This is a genomic window from Streptomyces sp. NPDC034043 (genome assembly GCF_055575675.1).
The window spans coordinates 13,238-33,769 of sequence record NZ_JBVISF010000007.1 but is presented as its reverse complement, the minus strand read 5'-3'; the positions used below and the strand labels follow the sequence as shown (position 1 = coordinate 33,769).

At 74.0% G+C, this 20,532-nt stretch carries 17 protein-coding genes and 1 tRNA gene; 10 read left to right on the top strand and 8 right to left on the bottom strand.

The features are described from left to right. Positions 1 to 184: 184 nt before the first annotated feature. Together ACZ51S_RS18615 and ACZ51S_RS18610 are read left to right on the top strand one after the other, a co-directional pair. A complete protein-coding gene (locus tag ACZ51S_RS18615; RefSeq protein WP_468479294.1) occupies positions 185 to 2,245 on the top strand; it encodes a phosphocholine-specific phospholipase C in 2,061 nt (686 codons plus the stop codon). 124 nt (positions 2,246 to 2,369) lie between these two features. Then, the gene (locus tag ACZ51S_RS18610) at positions 2,370 to 3,179 is read left to right on the top strand and encodes an alpha/beta fold hydrolase (RefSeq protein WP_468802731.1); all 810 of its coding nucleotides are present in this window, start codon (positions 2,370 to 2,372) and stop codon (positions 3,177 to 3,179) included. A 72-nt stretch (positions 3,180 to 3,251) separates the two neighbouring features. On the opposite strand, the gene ACZ51S_RS18605 is transcribed toward ACZ51S_RS18610, so the two are convergent. Together ACZ51S_RS18605 and ACZ51S_RS18600 are read right to left on the bottom strand one after the other, a co-directional pair. Next, positions 3,252 to 3,324: transfer RNA gene (locus tag ACZ51S_RS18605), tRNA-His, on the bottom strand. Between the two features lie 73 nt (positions 3,325 to 3,397). Continuing rightward, a complete protein-coding gene (locus tag ACZ51S_RS18600; protein ID WP_468802729.1) occupies positions 3,398 to 4,177 on the bottom strand; it encodes a CTP synthase C-terminal region-related (seleno)protein in 780 nt (259 codons plus the stop codon). A 180-nt stretch (positions 4,178 to 4,357) separates the two neighbouring features. Between ACZ51S_RS18600 and ACZ51S_RS18595 the strand changes: the two genes are divergently transcribed. After that, the gene (locus ACZ51S_RS18595) at positions 4,358 to 5,206 is read left to right on the top strand and encodes a LysR family transcriptional regulator (RefSeq protein WP_468802728.1); all 849 of its coding nucleotides are present in this window, start codon (positions 4,358 to 4,360) and stop codon (positions 5,204 to 5,206) included. Between the two features lie 37 nt (positions 5,207 to 5,243). On the opposite strand, the gene ACZ51S_RS18590 is transcribed toward ACZ51S_RS18595, so the two are convergent. Beyond that, complete coding sequence (locus ACZ51S_RS18590; protein ID WP_468479298.1) at positions 5,244 to 5,792, bottom strand: CGNR zinc finger domain-containing protein; 549 nt, start codon at positions 5,790 to 5,792, stop codon at positions 5,244 to 5,246. Positions 5,793 to 5,880: 88 nt separating this feature from the next. Here ACZ51S_RS18590 and ACZ51S_RS18585 point away from each other — a divergent pair, with 88 nt between their 5' ends. Beyond that, on the top strand, positions 5,881 to 6,756 hold the full coding sequence (locus ACZ51S_RS18585; RefSeq protein ID WP_468802727.1) for an alpha/beta fold hydrolase: 876 nt from the start codon (positions 5,881 to 5,883) through the stop codon (positions 6,754 to 6,756). A gap of 69 nt (positions 6,757 to 6,825) precedes the next feature. Here the strand turns inward: ACZ51S_RS18585 and treZ are convergent, their stop codons facing one another. Continuing rightward, on the bottom strand, positions 6,826 to 8,577 hold the full coding sequence (treZ, locus tag ACZ51S_RS18580; protein ID WP_468802726.1) for a malto-oligosyltrehalose trehalohydrolase: 1,752 nt from the start codon (positions 8,575 to 8,577) through the stop codon (positions 6,826 to 6,828). A 121-nt stretch (positions 8,578 to 8,698) separates the two neighbouring features. On the opposite strand from treZ, the gene ACZ51S_RS18575 reads away from it, so the two are divergent. Continuing rightward, positions 8,699 to 9,274, top strand: coding sequence for an FHA domain-containing protein (locus ACZ51S_RS18575; protein WP_468479301.1), 576 nt, complete (start codon positions 8,699 to 8,701; stop codon positions 9,272 to 9,274). Positions 9,275 to 9,408: 134 nt separating this feature from the next. After that, entirely contained in the window at positions 9,409 to 9,867 is a 459-nt protein-coding gene (locus tag ACZ51S_RS18570; protein ID WP_468802725.1) for a GNAT family N-acetyltransferase, read from the top strand. Here the strand turns inward: ACZ51S_RS18570 and ACZ51S_RS18565 are convergent. After that, complete coding sequence (locus ACZ51S_RS18565; RefSeq protein WP_468479303.1) at positions 9,849 to 11,078, bottom strand: M14 family zinc carboxypeptidase; 1,230 nt, start codon at positions 11,076 to 11,078, stop codon at positions 9,849 to 9,851. The two genes, ACZ51S_RS18570 and ACZ51S_RS18565, sit on opposite strands and share 19 nt — an antisense overlap. A 111-nt stretch (positions 11,079 to 11,189) precedes the next feature. After that, entirely contained in the window at positions 11,190 to 11,978 is a 789-nt protein-coding gene (locus tag ACZ51S_RS18560; RefSeq protein ID WP_468802724.1) for an RICIN domain-containing protein, read from the bottom strand. A gap of 204 nt (positions 11,979 to 12,182) precedes the next feature. Between ACZ51S_RS18560 and ACZ51S_RS18555 the strand changes: the two genes are divergently transcribed. From ACZ51S_RS18555 to ACZ51S_RS18545, 3 genes are all read left to right on the top strand, one after another. Next, on the top strand, positions 12,183 to 12,743 hold the full coding sequence (locus tag ACZ51S_RS18555) for a hypothetical protein (protein ID WP_468479305.1): 561 nt from the start codon (positions 12,183 to 12,185) through the stop codon (positions 12,741 to 12,743). Between the two features lie 17 nt (positions 12,744 to 12,760). After that, positions 12,761 to 13,216 carry an RICIN domain-containing protein gene (locus ACZ51S_RS18550; RefSeq protein WP_468961464.1) on the top strand — a complete coding sequence of 152 codons (456 nt, stop codon included), beginning with the start codon at positions 12,761 to 12,763 and terminating at the stop codon, positions 13,214 to 13,216. A gap of 249 nt (positions 13,217 to 13,465) precedes the next feature. After that, complete coding sequence (locus ACZ51S_RS18545) at positions 13,466 to 14,563, top strand: serine hydrolase domain-containing protein (RefSeq protein ID WP_468802723.1); 1,098 nt, start codon at positions 13,466 to 13,468, stop codon at positions 14,561 to 14,563. Positions 14,564 to 14,613: 50 nt separating this feature from the next. Here ACZ51S_RS18545 and treY read toward each other — a convergent pair whose 3' ends face one another. Further along, positions 14,614 to 16,908: a malto-oligosyltrehalose synthase gene (gene treY / locus ACZ51S_RS18540; protein ID WP_468479308.1), complete on the bottom strand. Its 2,295-nt coding sequence runs from the start codon at positions 16,906 to 16,908 to the stop codon at positions 14,614 to 14,616. Positions 16,909 to 16,990: 82 nt separating this feature from the next. Between treY and ACZ51S_RS18535 the strand changes: the two genes are divergently transcribed. Continuing rightward, positions 16,991 to 18,271: an MFS transporter gene (locus ACZ51S_RS18535; RefSeq protein WP_468802722.1), complete on the top strand. Its 1,281-nt coding sequence runs from the start codon at positions 16,991 to 16,993 to the stop codon at positions 18,269 to 18,271. Here ACZ51S_RS18535 and glgX read toward each other — a convergent pair. Further along, positions 18,256 to 20,370: a glycogen debranching protein GlgX gene (gene glgX / locus ACZ51S_RS18530; RefSeq protein WP_388938626.1), complete on the bottom strand. Its 2,115-nt coding sequence runs from the start codon at positions 20,368 to 20,370 to the stop codon at positions 18,256 to 18,258. The two genes, ACZ51S_RS18535 and glgX, sit on opposite strands and share 16 nt — an antisense overlap. Between the last annotated feature and the right edge of the window lie 162 nt (positions 20,371 to 20,532).

Genomic DNA, 20,532 nt, shown 5'->3' with positions numbered 1-20,532 from the left:
CCCCTGTCGCAGTGCGCGCGGAGGCCTCGCGGATGCCGGGGCCGTTCGGGAGCTGCCGTCCACGGGGCCTTCCGTTCGTCCGCTGTACGGCCCGACGTCAGACAAGGATCCCCGTCCGGTACCCCGGGACCGCTGTCCTTGGGGCGCCCCTCGATGCCCCCTCACCCCCTAGAGGTCGTCACCCATGGCTGAACTCGACCGACGCAGGTTCCTCCAGATCGCCGGCGGCACCGCGGCCGCCGCGATGCTCAGCGAGAGCATCGCGCGCGCCGCCGCCATTTCCGCGCAGGGCGGCACCGGCACGATCCAGGACATCGAGCACATCGTCGTCCTCATGCAGGAGAACCGTTCCTTCGACCACTACTTCGGCGCGATGAAGGGGGTCCGGGGCTTCGGCGACCCGCGGCCGGTCCTCCAGGACAACGGCAAACCGGTCTTCCACCAGTCCGACGGCGCGAAGGACGTCCTGCCCTTCAACCCGCAGGTGGAAGACCTCGGGATGCAGTTCCTCACCGGCCTGGACCACGACTGGGCGGGCGGCCACCAGGCCTACAACAACGGCAAGTACGACAAGTGGGTCCCGGCGAAGACCGCCACCACCATGTCGTACATGACCCGGAAGGACATCCCCTTCCACTACGCCCTCGCCGACGCGTTCACCGTGTGCGACGCCTACCACTGCTCCTTCATCGGCGCCACCGACCCCAACCGCTACTACATGTGGACGGGCCACACGGGCAACGACGGCCTGGGCGGCGGCCCGGTCCTCGGCAACCAGGAGGCCGGGTACGGCTGGAAGACCTACCCCGAGCGCCTGGAGACCGCCGGAATCTCGTGGAAGGTCTACCAGGACATCGGCGACGGCCTGAACGCCGCGGGCCACTGGGGCTGGATCAACGACGCCTTCCGCGGCAACTACGGCGACAACTCGCTGCTGTACTTCAACACCTACCGCAATGCCCAGCCCGGCAGCGCCCTGTACGAGAAGGCCCGCACCGGCACGAACGTCAAGGCGGGCGACGGCTACTTCGACCGGCTGCGCGCGGACGTGCTGAACGGCAAACTGCCCCAGGTGTCCTGGATCGCCGCCCCCGAGGCGTTCAGCGAGCACTCGAACTGGCCGACGAACTTCGGCGCCTGGTACATCTCGCAGGTCCTCGACGCGCTGACGGCGAACCCGGCGGTGTGGGCGAAGACCGCCCTCTTCATCACCTACGACGAGAACGACGGCTTCTTCGACCACGTGGTCCCGCCGTACCCGCCGGCCTCCTCGGCCTGGGGCCTGTCCACGGCCGACGTCACCCGCGACCTCTACCCCGGTGGCGGCGGCTACGCGGCCGGCCCCTACGGACTCGGCCCGCGCGTCCCGATGATCGTGGTCTCCCCGTGGAGCAAGGGCGGCTACGTCTGCTCCGAGACCTTCGACCACACGTCGGTGATCCGCTTCATGGAGAAGCGCTTCGGGGTGCACGAGCCCAACATCTCCCCGTGGCGCCGCGCGGTCTGCGGCGACCTGACCTCCGCCTTCGACTTCACCCTGGCGGACGCTGCACCCGCCGCGCTGCCGTCGACGGCCGGGTACGTCCCGCCGGACAAGAACCGCCACCCGTCCTACTACCCGACCCCGCCGGCGTCGGGCACCCTGCCGAAGCAGGAGGCCGGCTCCAAGCCCGCCCGCGCGCTCGGCTACAGCCCGTACGTGGACGGCTCCCGCACCGTCTCCACCGGCAAGTTCACGCTCACCTTCTCCTCCGGTCCCAAGCTCGGCGCCCACTTCCACAGCACCTCGGGCAACCGCACGGACGGCCCCTGGCCCTACACGGTCGAGGCGGGCAAGACCCTCTCCGACACCTGGTCCACCAGCAGCTCCACCGGCAACAGGATCGACCTCACGGTCTGGGGCCCCAACGGCTTCCTGCGCACCTGGAAGGGCCCGGCGAAGAAGGCCGGCCCCGAGGTCACCGCCCGCCACGTGGACGCCACCGGCAACCTGGCCCTGACCCTGGTCAACGGGGGCACCGCCGCGGTGAACCTCACGGTGACCAACGCCTACGGCGGTGCCCCGCAGACCTTCAAGGTCAACCCGGGCGCCACCGTCTCCCACACCGTCGACCTGCGCGCCTCGGGCCGCTGGTACGACGTCTCCGTGGTCTCGGACGCCGACACCACCTTCCTGCGCCGCTTCGCGGGGCACGTGGAGACGGGGGCCCCGAGCGTCTCGGACCCGGCGATCAAGACCGTCTGACACGTGCCCCCTCCGGGCGGACCGGCCCGGGTTCCGCGCTCGCGAAGTCAACGCCCGCGTCGATTTCGCGAACGCGTCCCGGCCGGCCGGCCCGGCCGCGGGCGGTGGTGTGACCGTGGGCCGGATGGGCAGTACCTACGGCGTCGGTTTCCACCCGCGCGTCACCGAGGGAGAACGCATGGCCATCGCCCATCGCCGGATCGGCACCGGACCCGTCCGTGTCATCGTGCTGCACGACTGGTTCGGTACCTCCGCCAACTGGGGCTCCGTGCTCGACTACCTGGACCCGCGGGGGTTCTCGTACGTCTTCCTCGACTACCGGGGCTACGGAGAGCGCCGGGACGTGTCCGGCCGCTACAGCGTCCCCGAGATCGCCGACGACGTCCTCGCCCTCGCCGACCAGCTGGGCTGGGACACCTTCTCCCTGATCGGCCACTCCATGGGCGCCAAGGCCGCCCAGCAGGTCCTGGCCCGCGCCCCCGAGCGCGTCGAGAAGCTCATCGGGCTCACCCCGGTCCCCGCCGGGCCGTACGCGATGGACGACGCGACCCACGCCCTCTTCCACGGGGCCGCCGAGGACCCCGACAAGCGCCGCACCATCCTGGACCTCGTGACCGGCCACCGGGCGAGCCGCCACTGGCTGGAGCGCATGGTCGCCCACTCCCTCGCCGTCTCCCGCCCCGAGGCCTTCGCCGGCTACTTCGCCGACTGGCAGCCGCGCGACCTGTCCGCCGCGGTCAAGGGCAGCACCGTGCCGGTGCTCGTCCTGGTGGGGGAGTACGACCTCGCCCTGACCGCCGAGGTCATGCGGGGAACCTTCCAGGCCTCGTTCCCGAACTGCAGGGTCGTGACGATCGCCGGCGCCGGCCACTATCCGCCGCAGGAGACCCCCGTGGCCTTCGTCACGGAGGTGGAGGCCTTCCTGCGCGGCTGACCCCGGGTCCGTCCGGCGGAAAAGCCCGTAGGGGGTACGAGGCGAACCTCGTACCCCCTACGGGACCAACAGGGTGAGTGACGGGACTTGAACCCGCGGCCACCTGGACCACAACCAGGTGCTCTACCAACTGAGCTACACCCACCACGAAGGGTGGTGACCACCCGTTCGTCGTGCACGCACAGCATAGCCGATCCCACGGGTGGTCCCGCGACCGGTCATCCGGCAGCCCGGCCGCCGGCGGGCGTCCCGGCCGTCCTGCGCGCGGCGCGGGCGACCGCCGCGACGGCCAGGGCGCGGATCACCGGGTGCGGACGCGACCCGTCCCCGGCGAGCTCCGGCTGGAAGAGGGCGGCGAGGAAGAAGGGGTGCCCGGGCAGCTCCGCCATCCGCACCCGCCCCTCCCCGTCGTGCCCGGACATGCGCAGTCCGTGCGCGGCGAGCACCGGCAGGTGGCGGGCCGAGGGCCCGTAATGGCAGTGGTAGCGCTCCGTCGACCGCTCCGCCCCGAGTGCCGACTCGGCCAGGGAGCCGGGCTCGGCATGGACGAGCTCCTCGTGCCCGGCCAGCGAACAGGTCAGCGGGGCGATCAGCGGGTCGTCCGCCCCGGGGTCGTTCTCGGCGTGCGCGGCCCCCTCCAGCCCGCAGACGTGGCGGGCGTACTCCAGCAGCGCGTGCTGGAAGCCTCCGCACGTCCCGAGGAAGGGGATGCCCTCCTCCCGGGCGACCCGGATCGCCGCCAGCGCCCCGGCCTCGCTCGCGTAGGGGCTGCCCGGCAGCACCCACACGGCGTCGAACCCGGACAGGGTCCCCGCCGCGGCCTCCGCCGCGGCCACCGGGGTCGGGATCCAGTAGGCGTCCAGCACCAGCCCCTCGCGGGAGGCCAGCGCGTCGAGCAGGAGCGGGAGCCGGGTGTGGGACTCCACGTGCGGGGAGCGGTCGCCGACGAGGGCGATCCGGGCGACGGCCGAGCCGTACGCGGTCTGCGCGGTGGTCATGCCGATCATCCTGCGACCCCGTACCGCTCCGGCGCCAACGACCTTTCCTGCACGGCCGATAAGCGCTACTGATGGGCGGCGCTGGGGGGCGGCGGCGCTGATGGGCGGTGCTGAGGTGAGGCTGATGAGCGGCTGACGGGCGGCTGACGGGCGGCTGAGGGGCGGTGCCATCCTGCGGGCATGGATCCGCACCTGCTCCGCACCTTCACCGCCGTCGCCCGCCTCGCCTCCTTCTCCGCCGCCGCGCGCGAACTCGGCTACACCCAGTCCGCCGTCTCCCAGCACATCGCCGCGCTGGAGGGCGACCTGCGCACCGAGCTGCTCACCCGGCGGCCCGTCGCCCCCACCCCGGCCGGGGCGCGGCTGCTGGAGCACGCCCGGCCGCTGCTGCTGCGGCTCGACGCGGCCCGCGCCGACGTACTGCGGCTGGCCGCCGCCCCGCCGGGCCGGATCGCCCTCGCGGTCTCCCCGCTCGCCGCCGCCGGCCCCCGGCTGCTCGCCGCCCTGCCCGCCACGGGCGTCACCCTGCGCGTCCTGCCCCCCGCCCGGGTGCCCGCCGCCGTCGCCGCCGGGGACTGTGACCTCGGGCTCGTCGACGGCCTCGCCGCCCCGAGCGACCCGCTGCGGCTGCCCGACGTGGCCCCGCTGCGGGTCACCGGCGTCGGCGAGGAGGAGCTCGCGGTGCTCTTCCCCGCCGGGCACCCCTTCACCGTGCGGCACTCCGTCCGGCTCGACGACCTCGCCGACGCGCGCTGGCTCGACGCGCCGGACGTGGGGCTGCCGCTCACCGCCGGACGCGGCGGCCTGCGCTACGACGGCACCGACCTGCACGCCCTGTGCGCTCTCGCCGCCGCCGGGCACGGCCTCGTACTGCTGCCGCGCCCGCTCGCCGAATCCGCCCGCGCGGGGGTCGCCGTACCGCTCGCCGCACCCCGCCTCGCGCACCGTACCGAGCTGCTCGCGCCCGCCGGCCTGTCCGGGGCGGCCGCCGCGCTCGCCGCACAGCTGACGGCGGGATCCCCGGTCTGACCGCCGCACCGGCTCCCGACCCGGCCCGTGACGGGGGTCAGGGGCGCTTGTGGCGGGCGTAATGGCGGGCCACGCGCGCGCGGTTGCCGCAGGCGGACGCCACGCACCAGCGGCGTCGCGGATGAGCCGGCAGGAAGAGCAGGACGCAGTCCTCCGCCTCGCAGGCGCGGACCGACGTCACGCGGGGATCGGTCAGGAGCTCCGCGACCGCCTCGGCAAGCTCCGCCGCCAGCCGCCGCGCGGGGCCGGGCGGCCGCTGCGGGGTGGCCGTGATGCCGGCTTCCTCGGTCCAGGTCAGCTCCCGGTGGGAGGGAGCCGCGGACAGGGCGCCGTTCAGCGTGCGAAGCGCATCGGCCGGGGGCCGCCCACCCCGCAGGGCGGCGTCGAGGGCCGCCCGCGCGGCCTCCCGTACGGCCAGTACGGCGGCCACCTCGGCCGCGCCGGTCACCCCGACCGGCGTCAGCCTCCCGGCCTGCTCGGCCAGCCACGCGCCGAGGCCCGCGGGACCGGCGACGAGGTCGCCCTCGGCGGTGCGGGTGTTGAGGAGGTCCAGGGCCAGGGGCTCGCCGGTAAGCGGAAAGGTCACCTTCACATGGCTAATGGTAACTGAAGCGCTTGACCCATTAGCTCGGGGTCGGCAAAGCTAATGCCACCACGCACCCAGGAGGCATGTGATGACCGCTCACCGCACCATCCCGTCCGTCCGGCACCGCACCGTCGACGTGGAGGGCGTGCGCGTCGCCTACCGCGAGAGCGGCCCCGCCGACGGCCCCGTGCTCCTCCTGCTGCACGGCTTCCCGACCGCTTCGCACCAGTTCGCCCGCCTGATGGACGCCCTCGGCGACATCCCGTACCGCCTGATCGCCCCGGACTACCCCGGCTTCGGCCGGACCGAGGCGCCGGAGGGGTTCACGTACAGCTTCGACCGGCTCGCCGACGTCGTGGAGGGCTTCACCGACGCCCTGCGCCTCGACCGCTTCGCCCTGTACGTCTTCGACTTCGGCGCCCCGGTCGGACTACGGCTCGCCACGCGACGCCCCGAACGGGTCACCGGGCTGATCGTGCAGAACGGCAACGCGTACGAGGAGGGCCTGTCGGACGCCGCCCGCGAGTTCACCGCTCTCCGGCGGGAGGTCCCGGCCGACGAAGAGCGGGTACGGGCACTGTTCACCCTGGAGGGCACCCGCTTCCAGTACGAGACCGGCGTCGCCGACACCGGCCTGCTCTCCCCGGACAGCTGGACCCTGGACGTGCACTACCTGAACCTGCCGGGGCGGACCGACGCCCAGGCCGACCTCGCCTTCGACTACGCCTCCAACTTCGCGCACTACCCGGCCTGGCAGGCCTGGCTGCGGTCGGCGCGGGTGCCGGTGCTGGTCGTCTGGGGCGCTGGGGACCCCTTCTTCACCCCGGCCGGGGCGAAGGCGTACCTGCGGGACGCCCCGGACGCGGACGTCCACGTCTTCGAGGGCGCGGGCCACTTCGCGCTGGAAACCCACCTCCCGGAAATCGCCTCCCTGATCTCCAGGTTCCTCACCGCTCTCCCGTAGCCGACCCTCCGCAGGACCGGGCCGCGCCCGTCGAGCACCGGGCGGCGGCCCCCGAGCTCCCCGGCGGCGTCACGGCCCCAGCACCACCGCCGACTCGCCCGGTACGTGGATCCGCCCGTCCGGACCCGGATGCTCCACCGGCTCCCAGGAGGCCAGCACCCGCACTCCGTTGCGGCCCAGCGCCACCGTCACCGACTCCGTCGACAGGTTCACCACCACCCGTACCTCGCCGCGCCGGAAGGTCAGCCAGCGGCGGTCCTCGTCGTACGCCACCCGGACCGCCGCGAGGTCCGGGTCGCGCAGGTCCGGGTGGGTGCGGCGCAGCCGGATCAGGGTCCGGTACCACTCCAGCAGCCAGGCGTGCGACTCCCGCTCCGGTTCGGCCCAGTCCAGGCAGGACCGGTCACGGGTCGCCGGGTCCTGCGGGTCCGGGATCTCCTCCGCCTTCCAGCCGTGCGACGCGAACTCCCGCCGCCGGCCGCTGCGCACCGCCTCGGCGAGCTCCGGGTCGGGATGGTCGGTGAAGTACTGCCACGGGGTGCCGGCCCCCCACTCCTCGCCCATGAACAGCATCGGTACGAAGGGCCCGGTCAGCGCCAGCGCCGCCGCGCACGCCAGCAGCCCGGGGGAGCAGGAGGCGGACAGCCGGTCGCCCAGCGCCCGGTTGCCGACCTGGTCGTGGGTCTGGGTGTAGCCGACGAAGCGGTGCGCGGGGGTGCGGCGGCGGTCCACGGGCCGGCCGTGGGTGCGGCCGCGGAAGGAGGACCAGGTGCCGTCGTGGAAGAACGCCCGCGTCAGGGTCTTGGCGAGGGCGCCGAGCGGGGCCTCGGCGAAGTCGGCGTAGTAGCCCTGCGATTCGCCCGTCAGGGCACAGTGCAGCGCGTGGTGGAAGTCGTCGTTCCACTGCGCGTGCATGCCCAGGCCCCCGGCGGAACGCGGCGTCGTCAGCCGGGGGTCGCACTGGTCGGACTCGGCGATCAGGAACAGCGGGCGCGTGGTCTCCGCCGCCAGCCGGTCCACGGCCGCCGCCAGCTCCTCCAGGAAGTGCAGCGCCCGCCCGTCGGCCAGCGCGTGCACCGCGTCCAGCCTCAGGCCGTCGATCCGGTAGTCCCGCAGCCAGGCCAGCGCGCTCCCGATCAGGTACGAGCGGACCTCGTCGGAGCCGGGCGCGTCCAGGTTCACGGCCGCGCCCCAGGGCGTGTGGTGCGTGTCGGTGAAGTACGGTCCGAAGGCGGGGAGATGGTTTCCGGAGGGGCCCAGGTGGTTCAGGACCACGTCCAGCACCACCCCCAGCCCGGCGGCGTGCGCGGCCTCCACGAAGGCCGCCAGTCCCGCCGGGCCCCCGTACGGCTCGTGCACCGCCCACGGCGCGACCCCGTCGTACCCCCAGCCGTGCCGGCCCGGGAAGGGGCACACCGGCATCAGCTCCACGTGCGTGACGCCCAGCCCGGCCAGGTACCCCAGGCGGGCGGCCGCCGCCTCGAAGGTGCCCTCCGGGGTGAAGGTGCCGATGTGCAGCTCGTACAGGACCGCGTCCTGGAGCGGGACGCGCGGCGGCGGCACCCGGGGCGCGAGGGCCGTCAGGTCGACCACCGCCGACAGACCCTCCGTACCGTCGGGCAGCCGGCGCCCGCGCGGATCGGGCCGGACCACCGGATCGTCGCCGAGGCGGAACCCGTACCGGTCGCCGTCGGCCGCCGGGGCATCGGCGACCCACCAGCCGGAGCGGCCGGGGGCCGGGTCGGGGCCCATCTCGTAGGTGGTGTCGTTGAGTCGCATGGCGACCCGACCTGTCAGCGGTGCCCACACCTCGAACTGCACGGACGGTCCCCTCGTCTCCGGCGGTGTCCAGCATGCGTATCCTGCCCGTATCGTGCCCATCATTCCGGGCCCGGCGGGGGAGTTCTGGACACCCCGCACCCGACGGGCCGACAATCACCCTGTGACGTCGAGTTTCGAGTTCCCCGCCTATCCGGCCCCCCGGCTCTCCGATGCGGAGCGCGACCGGGCGCTGGGCCAGCTCAGGGAGGGTGCGGCCCTCGGCAGGCTGTCGCACGACACCTTCCTGCGCCGCATGGAACTCGCGCTGGCCGCCCGTCGCTCCGAGGACCTCGCCGTCCTCCTCGCCGACCTCCAGACGCGGGAGGGGGCGGGCGGCGCCGCGAGCCCGTGGACCAGCCGGCTGTTCGGCTGGGTGGGCCGGGCCTCGGCCGTGTCCGCCGGGGTGCGCCGGGCCTGGCAGGTGGAGCGCCTGCCCGCGCTGCTGTTCCCCCACCCGGCCGCCGGCCCGCTGCGGATCGGCCGCGACCCGGGCAACGGGCTGCGGCTCAGCCACGACACGGTCTCGCGGGCGCACGCGGAGCTGAGCATGCGGCGGGACGGGACGTGGCTGCTGCGCGACCTCGGCTCGACCAACGGCACCACCGTCAACGGGCGCCGGGTGACGGGTGCGGCCGTGGTGCGGCCGGGGGACCAGGTGGGATTCGGACGGATCAGCTTCCGGCTCTCGGAGAACTGAGGGCCGGGGCGGGCCGGGCCTGGGCCGGGGCGGGGGGACGCAACCGGTGCGGCCGGTGCCGGTGCCGGTGCCGTCGCCGTCCTTTTCCCAGCCCACCCTTTGACGGGGCGCCAGGGCCCGGCAGTATGCCCTCCATGGACCACACCGGCCTCGTGCGCCCCGCCCGCCCCGAAGACCTTCCGCGTCTCACCGAGCTCATCCACGAGCACGTCGCGTACGAGAAGTCCGCACCCCGGCCCGCGGACCTCGGCGAGCGCCTCGGTCCCCGGCTGTTCGCCGAGGACGCCCAGCTGTGGGTGCTGCTCGCCGAGACCCCCGGGGGCACGGTGGCCGGATACGCCGCCTGCTCGGAGGAGTTCGCGTTCTGGGACGCCCGCCACTACCTCCACATGGACTGCCTCTACCTCGCCGAGGAGGCCAGGGGCCACGGCCTCGGGGCGGCCCTGATGGCGGGCGTGGCCGGTCTCGCCCGACGCCTCGGCCTCGAACACGTCGAGTGGCAGACCCCCGACTGGAACGAGGGCGCGATCCGCTTCTACGACCGCCTCGGCGCCACGGGCCGCCCCAAGCGGCGCTACGCCTGGCCGGTCTGAAGACACCCGTACGCGGCCAGGACCGTCCGCGACTGGTGCTCCACCTGCGTGGCCACCGGCACCCAACGGGCCTGGAAGCGGGCGGAGAACTCCTCGCACCACCCCGTCACCAGGCGGTCCAGGGCGGGCGCCGACGGATGGGCCTGGGACCGCAGGACGCGCAGCAGCATCGCGGCGGCGCGCAGCGAGAGCCGCCGCCCGAAGGCGTCGATGCTGCCGAGGGAGGCCGTGGTGGCCTCGGCGGGGGCCCCGGGAGCCGTCCACTCGGCGGTGACCTGCGGGATCAGCCCGAGCGTCCAGTCCACCGCCCGCAGCAGGGCGGCCGCGCCCGGCCCGGCGGCCGCGACCCCCTCCCGCAGCCCGGCCACCCGCGCGGCCTCACCGGTCAGCCGCTCCGCCAGCATGCGCAGGGCGGCCCGGGGGTCCGGGTGCGGAGCCGGGTCGTCCACGATGAGGGAGGCCCACATGGGGACTTCGACGATCGCGGTGGTCCCGTGGTGGCACCAGGTACTGAGCCGGGTGTCCTCGCTCCCGGCCTGCGGCATCACGAAGATCCCGGGCCCGGGCGTGCCCCAGCCGTTGGCGTCGGAGGCCCGGGTCTCCACCGGGATCCGCAGCTCGGCCGCCGACTTCCCGAAGGGCTCGGCGAGCCCCGGTACGTCACGCGTCAGCTGGACCCAGGACCCGCCGAGGTCCGTACCGTGCAGGGATACCTGCAGGACCGGGCGCAGCCGGTCCAGGAGCGCGGTCAGGGTGCGGGTCTCGGGCGGGAGCCGGTCCGGGGGGAGTAAGGACGGGGCCCACTCGGGCTGTTCCGGGCCGGGCGGCCGGTAGAAGTTGCGGTGGTAGTCCAGCAGCGAGTACGGGCGGGGCGTGCGGTGCAGGTCGGCGCCGTCGGGGTCGGCGCAGAGCAGGAAGTGCCAGCCGGCCCCGCCGCCCCCGGCCCGGATCACCCGCCGGGCGAGGTCCAGCGCGGTCGCCCCGCCGACGGGCTCGTTGGCATGGGCCCCGGCGACGACGAGCACCTCCCGGGGCCCGCCGCTCTGCCCGTCGACGGAGAGCAGCCACAGCGGCCTGCCGCCCCGGGAGACACCGGCCTGCCGCATCCGCACCCGGCCGGGGTGCTCGTCCGCCAGTGCCCGGCCGGCCAGGGCGAGTTCGTGCGGGGTGGGGTAGCGCATGTCACGGAGGAGGGTCACATGTGATGCCATGCCCGCCACACCGGCCGGCTACTGCTCCGCGGGGACCGAACGTACGTGTGCCCGGCAGGGCCCCGTGGCCGGGGCCGTGCGAACCCCGTCCGTTTCCGGCGGACCCGGGGGTCAGCCCCACTTCTGGCCGTCCGACCGGTCGCAGGGCAGGGCGCGCAGCCCCGCGGGGCTGTCGTCCAGACACTGGCCGGTGGTCCGGCTCTTGACCTCGACCGACGCGTCGGGCCATGTCGTGACGGTCCACCGCTGCGACGGGGCCTTGTCGCAGGAGCGGGCGTCGAGTCCGCCGTCGCCGCTGTCCAGGCAGGCGCCCGTGGCGTGGTTCCTCAGGGTGCTGGTGCCGTCGGGCAGCGGGTGGACGGTCCAGCGCTGATAGCTCATGCCGTTGGGCGGGAAGGAGCGCAGGCCCTGGTCGAGGCTGTGGTCCAGGCAGCTGCCCGTGGAGCGGTTGACGAAGATCCGCGTCATGTCGTTCCTCGGCGGCGCGGGCGCCCCGCCCGCCGCACGCGGCTGCGAGGGCGGCGCCCCGGGCGCCAGGAGGAGCAGGCAGAGCGTGGTGCCGAGCACCAGACCGGCCAGGGCGCCGACGGCCGCCCACGCCCAGCGCCCGCGCCACCACGGGGAGGAGGCCGGGGGCGGCGGCGGAGGCGCCGGCTGGCTGCGGTCCGCCGCCTCCCACAGGGCCCGGTACTCCGCCGGGTCGGCGCCCAGGGCCCGGCACAGGTCCCGGACGGTGCTCCACGGCGGGATGGTGCTGCCGCGTAAGTAGCGGGACAGCGAGGAGTCGCTGATCCTCACCTCCGACTCCAGGGAGCGCAGCGTCCGTCCGGAGCGTTGCTGCAGCGCCCTCAGTGCCCCGCCCAGTTGTTGCGCCGGGCTGCGCCCGCCGACGTCCACCATGCTCGCCCCTGTCCCGGGATGGTCATGTCCCAGCAGGTCAGAAGGGTAGGGATCCCGACTTGCCCGAAGCAAACGGGACAGCGTTGCGGGGCCTCGCCGGACCGCCGCAGACTCTGCATCAGCCGGCTCCCAGTCGAGTGAGCGGCGATCCCACCACCTGCGCCGTACCGGCGTTTTTCCCCTGCCAGAAATCGGAGGACGGGCATGTCCGTCAATCTCACCCGCCGCGTGGCCATGGCCGCGTTGACCACCCTCCTGTCCCTGGGCTCCCTCGCGCTGACCGCGCCGCCGGCCCCGGCGGCCGGCTCCTCGGCCGAGGCCGTCCAGGCGGCTCCCCGCATCACCCGCTCGGAGGTCCTCGCCCGGGCCAGGACGTGGCTGACCGCCAACAACGGCCGCCCGGTCCCCTACAGCCAGACCAAGTACTGGAAGGACGGCTACCGGCAGGACTGCTCCGGCTACGTCTCCATGGCCCTCGGTCTGCGCAAGCCCGGCCCCAACACCGTCTCCCTCAAGAACGACGGCTTCACCCGCCGCATCGCCATGAAGGACCTCGCCCCCGGCGACCTGGTCATCAAGGCCAACAGCAACAGCGCCGACAACCGCCACGTCGTCATCTTCGACGGCTGGGCCAACAGCGCGCACACCGTCTACAAGTCCTACGAGCAGGCCGGCGGCGTCGGAACGCGCTGGAAGAAGCACTCCTACGGCGTGAACGGCCGCGACGGCTACCACGCCTACCGCCCCGTCAACATCGTCGGCTGACCCCACCCAGGAGCGACATGAACACCCGTACGACCATCCTGGCGGGCATCCTGCTCGCCACCACCCTGGCGACCACCACCGCCGAGGCCGGCACGCTCGACACCGTCCAGACCTTCCGCAACGCGGCGACGTCGGCCTGCCTCGACGACAGCGACGCCGGTGTCCGCACCTACACGTGCCTGGGCAACGACCACCAGAAGTGGAACGTCCACCAGTGGGCGGACGGCACCCGCGAGCTCCGGAACCGCAAGACCGGTCTCTGCCTCACCGACCACCCGCGCGGTACCGCCTCGGCGCAGCCGTGCGACAAGGCCAAGGACGAGAGCTGGTTCGTCCACCGCTACCCGGACGGCGCCGTCGAGTTCAAGAACCAGGCGACCGGCCTGTGCCTGGACGACAGCCACCAGTTCCACCTGCGCACCTTCCCGTGCGGCACCCACGCCCAGAGGAGCCCCTACCAGACCTGGCACTGACGGTCCCCGGGCCCGGCCCCACCCGGGGGCCGGGCCCGCACCGGCAGGACTCCGGTCCCGGCTTCCCCCGGCGGAAGGCAGGGTGAGGCCGGGGAAAGCCGGGGGAGGCAGGGTGAGGCCGGGGAAAGCCGGGGGAGGCCGGGGGAAAGCCCCACCCCGCGGCCTCCGGCCAGCAGGATCGCCCGTACCGCCGCATACGGAAATGCTGGGCACACCACCGATTCCCCGCATTTCCGTAGGAGTTCCCCCATGCCCAGGCAGACCCGGCGCAGGACCCTCGTACGAGCGGCGGCCGCGGCCGTCATGGCCATCGGCGCCCTGGCCCCGGCCGCGGCCGCCACCGCCCGCCCGGACCCCGTCCAGCAGGGGCTCAACGCCCTGGTGGCCGACGACGGCGTGCCCGCCGCCCTGGCGAGCGTCAAGGACCGCGACGGGCGCACCCGTACGTACACCGCGGGCGCCAGGGACGGTCAGGTGCGCATCGGCAGCAACACCAAGACGTTCACCGCCGTGGTCGTGCTGCAACTGGTCGGCGAGGGCAGGATCGGCCTCGACGACAAGGTCGAGACCCACCTCCCGGACCTCGTGCGCGGCGAAGGGATCGACGGGCGCCGCATCACGGTCCGCGAGCTCCTCCAGCACACCAGCGGACTGCCCGACTACGAGGCCGACGTCACCGACGACATCCTCGGCCGCCGCTACCTCGAACCCCGCGACGTCCTCGACATCGCCTTCCGGCACAAGGCCGTCTTCGCGCCGGGAACCAGCTGGGCGTACAGCAACACGAACTACGTACTGGCCGGCCTCATCGTCCAGAAGATCACCGGCCGCCCCCTCGGCGAGGAGATCGACAAGCGGATCGTCCGGCCCCTCGGCCTGCGCCACACCTACTTCCCCACCGCAGGCGACACGACCATCCGGGAACCCCACCCCAAGGGCTACCACCAGGACGCGCCCGGCGCGCCCCTGCGCGACGTCACGGAGATCGATCCCTCCGCGTCCTGGGCCGCCGGCCAGATGATCTCCACCAACGCCGATCTCAACCGGTTCCTCACCGCGCTCCTGGAGGGCCGCCTCCTGCGGCCCGCCCAGCTCGCCCAGATGCGCACCACCGTCCCCCTCGGTGACACGGGCGCCGGCTACGGGCTGGGCCTGATGAGCAGGCCGCTGTCGTGCGGCGGCGTCTACTGGGGCCACGGCGGCGACATCGCCGGCTACGAGACCCGTGGGGGAGTCACCGACGACGGCCGCGCCGCCGCTGTCGCGGTGACCACCGACCCGGTCGACGGAGCGGTCACCAAGCACGTCGAGAAGCTCGTGGACACGGCCCTCTGCCGGAGCGCCTGAGGGCCGTCCCGTCGTCCCCGGCGGGCGGCCCCCGGCTTCCCCCGGTACGCCTACTCGCGCACCAGCACCGCCACCGGTACCCCCTCCAGCAGCTCCGCCAGCGCCACCCGCCCCCCGTACTCGGCGCCGGCCGGCCCGCCCCGCCGTCCGCCGACCCGCGCCCACCGCCCCTCGGGCAGCTCCAGGGTGGTTCCGCGCCAGCCGCCCGCGGCCGCCAGGCGGTGGGAGAGGCGGGTGGCCACCGCGACGAGCCCGGCCGGACGGGCGAAGGCCACGCAGTGCTCGGCGGCCGGACCCCGGGCCGGCAGGGGGGCGTAGCCGGTGAACAGCCCGGGCCGGTCGCGGCGCAGCCGCAGCAGCGCCGCCGTCAGCGCGAGCTTCTCCCGGGCGACGTCCGGCGGGGCGGCGCCGGCGTCCAGAGCGGCCAGCGCCTTCCGGGGGAACTCGACGGGACGGCGGTTGTCCGGGTCGACCAGCGCCCTGTACTCGTACTCGGAGCCTTGGTACACCTCCGGCACCCCCGGCATCGCCAGGTGCAGCAGGGTCATCCCCAGCAGGTTGGCCCGGGCCGCCTCCGCCAGTTCCGGCGGCAGCTCCACCGCCTCCCGGGGCACCAGATCCGCGATGCCCGCCTCGTACTCCTCGTCGGGGTCGGTCCAGGAGGTGTGCACCCCCGCCTCCCGCGCGGCCTTCAGCAGGGCGGCCGCCAGCCGGGACTCCCGTTCGGGCGCCTCCCCCAGCCCGAGCGCGCTCTGCCGGGCCACCCACGCCAGCTGCGGGTCCGCCCCGGGCGGCCCGCCCGGCACCCCCATCGCCTCCGGGGCCTGCGACAGCACCGAGATCCGCGCCCGTACGTCCGCGCTGCGCTTCGTGTCGTGCGTGGACAGCACCGTCCCGGAGGCGGGCCAGTCCCGTTCGAGGTCCGCGCAGTACGCGTGGAACCCGGCGACGGACACCGCCGGGTCCCCCGGCTCCCCGCCGACCTCGGTGGCCGACAGCAGCGGCGCCCACCGGTAGAAGGCCCGGTCCTCCAGGGACTTGGCCCGCAAGGCCGCCGAGGTCTGGGCGAAGCGCGCCGCGAAGGCGGGATCCCGCAGCAGCAGCTCCCGCACGCCCTCCACCGCCGCGGCCCCCGCCCGCGCTGCGGCCCGCTCCAGGGTCGCCGCCGACGGCCCCGGCCCGCCCGGGTACGTCCGGTACACCGGCGAGGCCAGCAGCAACTCGCGCACGCCGGCCGCCAGTTCCGGGCCGGCCCACCGCTCCAGCGTCGCCAGCTCGGCGGCCAGATCGACGGTCAGCACCTCCCGCGCGGCCTCCGAGGCGGTCTCCTCCCACGAAGCCGGTCCCCCGGCGGCCTCCCCGTACGAGCACGCCAGCCGGCGCACCCCTACCGGGTCGGTGAACACCCCGTCCACCCGGTGCAGCGCGTCGTACCCGGTGGTCCCGGCCACCGGCCAGGACGCGGGCAGCCGTTCCGCGCGGGCCAGGATCTTCTCCACGACGATCCAGCAGCCGTCCCCGACCGCGGCCCGCAGCCGCCGCAGGTACTGCTCCGGATCCGCCAGCCCGTCCACGTGGTCGATCCGCAGGCCGGCCACCACCCCCTCCCGCACCAGCTGCAGCACCTTCCCGTGGCCGGCGGCGAACACCGCGGGGTCCTCCACCCGCACCCCGATCAGGTCGGAGATCGTGAAGAACCGCCGGTAGTTCAGGGCCGTCCGCGCCTCGCGCCACCAGGCGGCCCGGTACCACTGCGCGTCCAGCAGCTCCCGGAGCGGCAGCGCGGCCGTTCCCGCGCGCAGGGGCAGCTCCAGCCCGCCCCCGTACCGCAGCAGCTCCTCCCCGCCTTCCCCGGCCACCACCTCGCAGCCCTCGTCCGGTCCGCCCAGCACCGGCAGCAGGACCTGCCCCCCGCCGCCCTCCCAGTCGATGTCGAACCACCGCGCGTACGGCGACCCCGGCCCCTCCCGCAACACCTCCCACAGGGGCCGGTTGAGCCGCAACGGCACGGGCACCGCCATGTGGTTCGGCACGATGTCCAGCACCAGCCCCAGTCCGTGGGCCCGCCCCGCCGCCGCGAGCGCGCGCAGCCCCCGCTCGCCGCCCAGCTCGGCCCGGACCCGCGCGTGGTCGACGACGTCGTACCCGTGCTCCGAGCCCGGCACCGCCTCCAGCACGGGGGACAGGTGCAGGTGCGACACGCCGAGCGAGGCGAGATACGGCACGGCCGCCTCGGCCGCCGCGAACGTGAAGCGCGGGTTCAGCTGGAGACGGTAGGTCGACGCCGGAACGACCGGTGTCTGAACGTCGGATTCCGATCGGCTGCTTGAATACCCCAGGGTCATGAGAACGTACGTACCCAGCCCGGGCGATTCCGTGCCATGACCCAATGCATCCGGGTGACTCCAGCGCGTTAGTGTCGATCAAGTGGTTGGAACCGTCAGCACCTATCGACACGTCATCGCCCTGACCGGGCCCCTGCTCCCTCTCGTCTCCTTCTTCGCCCGACTGCCCGTCGCGATGTCCCAGTTCGGGAGCGTCCTGCTGGTCGCCGGGACCAGCGGCTCGCTCACCACCGCCGGAATCGTCGGCGGCACCCTCTCGGCCGGCCAGGTGGTCTGCGGGCCCGTCCTCGGCCGGCTCGCCGACCGCCACGGACAGCGGCCCGTCGTCCTCACCGCCGCCGCCGTCAACGCCCTCGCCACCGCCGCGCTCGTCGCCGGCGCCCTCGGCGGGCTCGCGACCGCCCCCCTCGCCGCGATCGGTGCCGTCACCGGGGCCTCCGTACCGCTGGTCGGGCCGCTCGCCCGCACCCGCTCCGTCGCGCTCGCGCACCGCGCCCGCGCCGACGAGAAGGTGGTCGGTGCCGTGCACTCGCTGGAGGGCACCCTCGACGAGGTCTCCTTCGTGCTCGGCCCGGCCCTCGTGGGCCTCGCCGCGCTCGTCGCGCACCCCGCCGTCGCCCTCGGCGGCGCCGCCGCGCTCGTGGCCGTCTTCGGCACCGCGTACGCCCTGCACCCGACCGCCGCCGTTACGGCGGGCAGCCCCGCCCCGCGGCGCACCGGCGGCGCCCGGCCGGTCCGTCAGCCCCGCGTGGTGCACGCCGTACGCGGCTCACTCGCCCTCCAGGGCGCCATGTTCGGCGCGTGCCAGGCGGGCATCGCCTCGCTCACCGCCGCGCTGGGCGTCCCGGGCCAGGCCGGGCTGGTTTACGCCGCCATGGGTGTCGTCAGCGCCGCCGTCGGTCTCGCGCTCGGTGCGCTGCCCGCCCGCTTCGGGCTGAGGCTGCGCTGGCGGGTGGCCACCGGCGCCGCGCTGCTCCTCTCGGTGCCGCTGCTGTTCACCGAGACCCTCTGGCCGCTGTACGCGGTCGTCACCGTCCTCGGGGCCGCCTACGCCCCGCACCTGATCACCGCGTTCGCGCTCACCGAGCGCGTCGTGGAGCCGGCCCGGCTCGCCGAGTCGATGGCCTTCGCCGCCAGCTCCCTGGTGGCCGGGCAGGCCGTCGCGCTCGCCGTCTCCGGGCGGCTCGCCGAGTCGTACGGGCCCGCCGGGGCCTTCGCCGTGGCGGTGGGCGCGGCCGCGCTCTGCCTGGTCATCGCCCTCGTGACCCGGGTGCCGTCCACCCGGCCCCCCGCGGCGGTCCTCGCCGCGGCCCGGCGCACCGCCTCGCCCGGAGGCACCGCCGCCGGCTACGCCGGCCGCTGAAGCACCACCAGGCACCGCCCCGTCAGGGCCACCCGGTCCCCGGCCGCGTACTGCGGCCCGGTGCCGGGTGGCAGCACCTCCGCCCGCGCCGTGTCCACGACCAGCCGCCAGTGCGCGCCGTGCCCGGCCGGAACGGTGAAGTCCTGCGGTTCGGCGCCCGCGTTGAACATCAGCAGGAACGAGTCGTCGGTGATCCGCTCCCCCCGCGTGCCGGGCTCGGAGATCGCCTCCCCGTTCAGGAACACGGTCAGTGCCCGCGCGTGCTGCGCCTGCCAGTCCCGCGCCCGCATCTCCTCGCCGTGCGGGGTGAACCAGGCGATGTCGGAGAGTTCGTCGTGCGTGCCCTCCACCGGCCGGCCGTGGAAGAACCGGCGCCGCCGGAACACCGGGTGGTCGCGCCGCAGCCAGACCATGCGGCGGGTGAACTCCAGCAGGGCGGGCGGTGGTTTGCCGGGCTCGGGCCAGGTCACCCAGGACAGCTCGTTGTCCTGGCAGTAGGCGTTGTTGTTGCCTTCCTGGGAGCGCCCGAACTCGTCTCCGTGGCTGAGCATCGGCACGCCCTGCGACAGCATCAGGGTGGCGGTGAAGTTGCGCATCTGCCGCTCGCGCAGCTCCTGGACCTCCTTGTCCTCGGTGGGCCCCTCGACCCCGCAGTTCCACGACCGGTTGTGCGTCTCGCCGTCCCGGTTGCCCTCCCGGTTGGCCTCGTTGTGCTTCTCGTTGTACGAGACCAGGTCGCGCAGGGTGAAACCGTCGTGGCAGGTGGTGAAGTTGATGGAGGCCAGCGGCCGTCGCCCGTCGTCCTGGTAGAGGTCGGATGAGCCCGTCAGCCGCCCCGCGAACTCCGCGAGCGTACGCGGCTGCCCGCGCCACAAGTCCCGCACGGTGTCCCGGTACTTGCCGTTCCACTCGGTCCACAGGGGCGGGAAGTTCCCCACCTGGTAGCCGCCCTCGCCCAGGTCCCAGGGCTCCGCGATCAGCTTCACCTGGCTGACCACCGGGTCCTGCTGCACCAGGTCGAAGAACGAGGACAGCCGGTCCACCTCGTGGAACTGCCGGGCCAGCGTGGCCGCGAGGTCGAAGCGGAAGCCGTCCACGTGCATCTCGGTCACCCAGTACCGCAGCGAGTCCATGATCAGCTGGAGCACGTGCGGGGAGCGCATCAGCAGCGAGTTCCCGGTCCCCGTGGTGTCCGTGTAGTGCCGGGGATCGTCCGCGAGCCGGTAGTACGAGGCGTTGTCCAGGCCGCGGAAGGACAGCGTCGGACCCAGGTGGTTGCCCTCGGCCGTGTGGTTGTAGACCACGTCCAGGATCACCTCGATCCCGGCCTCGTGCAGCGCCCGCACCGCCGACTTGAACTCCAGCACCTGCTGGCCCCGGTCCCCGGAGGCGTAGCCGTTGTGCGGGGCGAAGAAGCCGATGGTGTTGTAGCCCCAGTAGTTGCTCAGCCCGTCGTTCACCAGGCGGTGGTCGTTGACGAACTGGTGCACGGGCATCAGCTCCAGCGCCGTCACCCCCAGCTTCGCCAGGTGCCCGATCACCGCCGGGTGCGCCAGCGCCCCATACGTGCCCCGCAGCTCCTCGGGCAGATCCGGGTGACGCATGGTCAGGCCCTTCACATGGGCCTCGTACAGCACGGTGTGGTGGTACTCGTGGCGCGGCGGCCGGTCGTTGGCCCAGTCGAAGTACGGGTTCACCACCACCGAACTCATCGTGTGCGGCGCCGAGTCCATGTCGTTGCGGGAGTCGGGCCGGCCGAAGTGGTAGCCGTAGACCTCCTCGCCCCAGGACACCTGCCCGCTGATGGCCCGCGCGTACGGGTCCAGCAGCAGCTTCGCCGCGTTGCAGCGGTTCCCGCGCTCGGGCTCGTACGGCCCGTGCACCCGGAACCCGTACCGCTGGCCGGGCATGATCCCCGGCAGGTAGGCGTGACGGACGAAGGCGTCCGTCTCGCGCAGCTCGACGGCGGTCTCCGAGCCGTCGTCGTGCAGCAGGCACAGCTCGATGCGGCGGGCGACCTCCGAGTACACCGCGAAGTTGGTGCCCGCGCCGTCGTACGTGGCGCCCAGCGGATACGCCTGTCCCGGCCAGACTTGCATGGCTAACGACTCTTCCCGTCCTGGTCCGGCTCGATCCGGCGTGCATCACGTCTCTGCCAGATCTTCCCCGAAAGAGGCTCTCCACGCGTGGACTTGGAATGCTGCCGATGGGTGAACCGGAGAGCTGATAGGCGGGTCAACCGACTGTCCGGGCATCACATA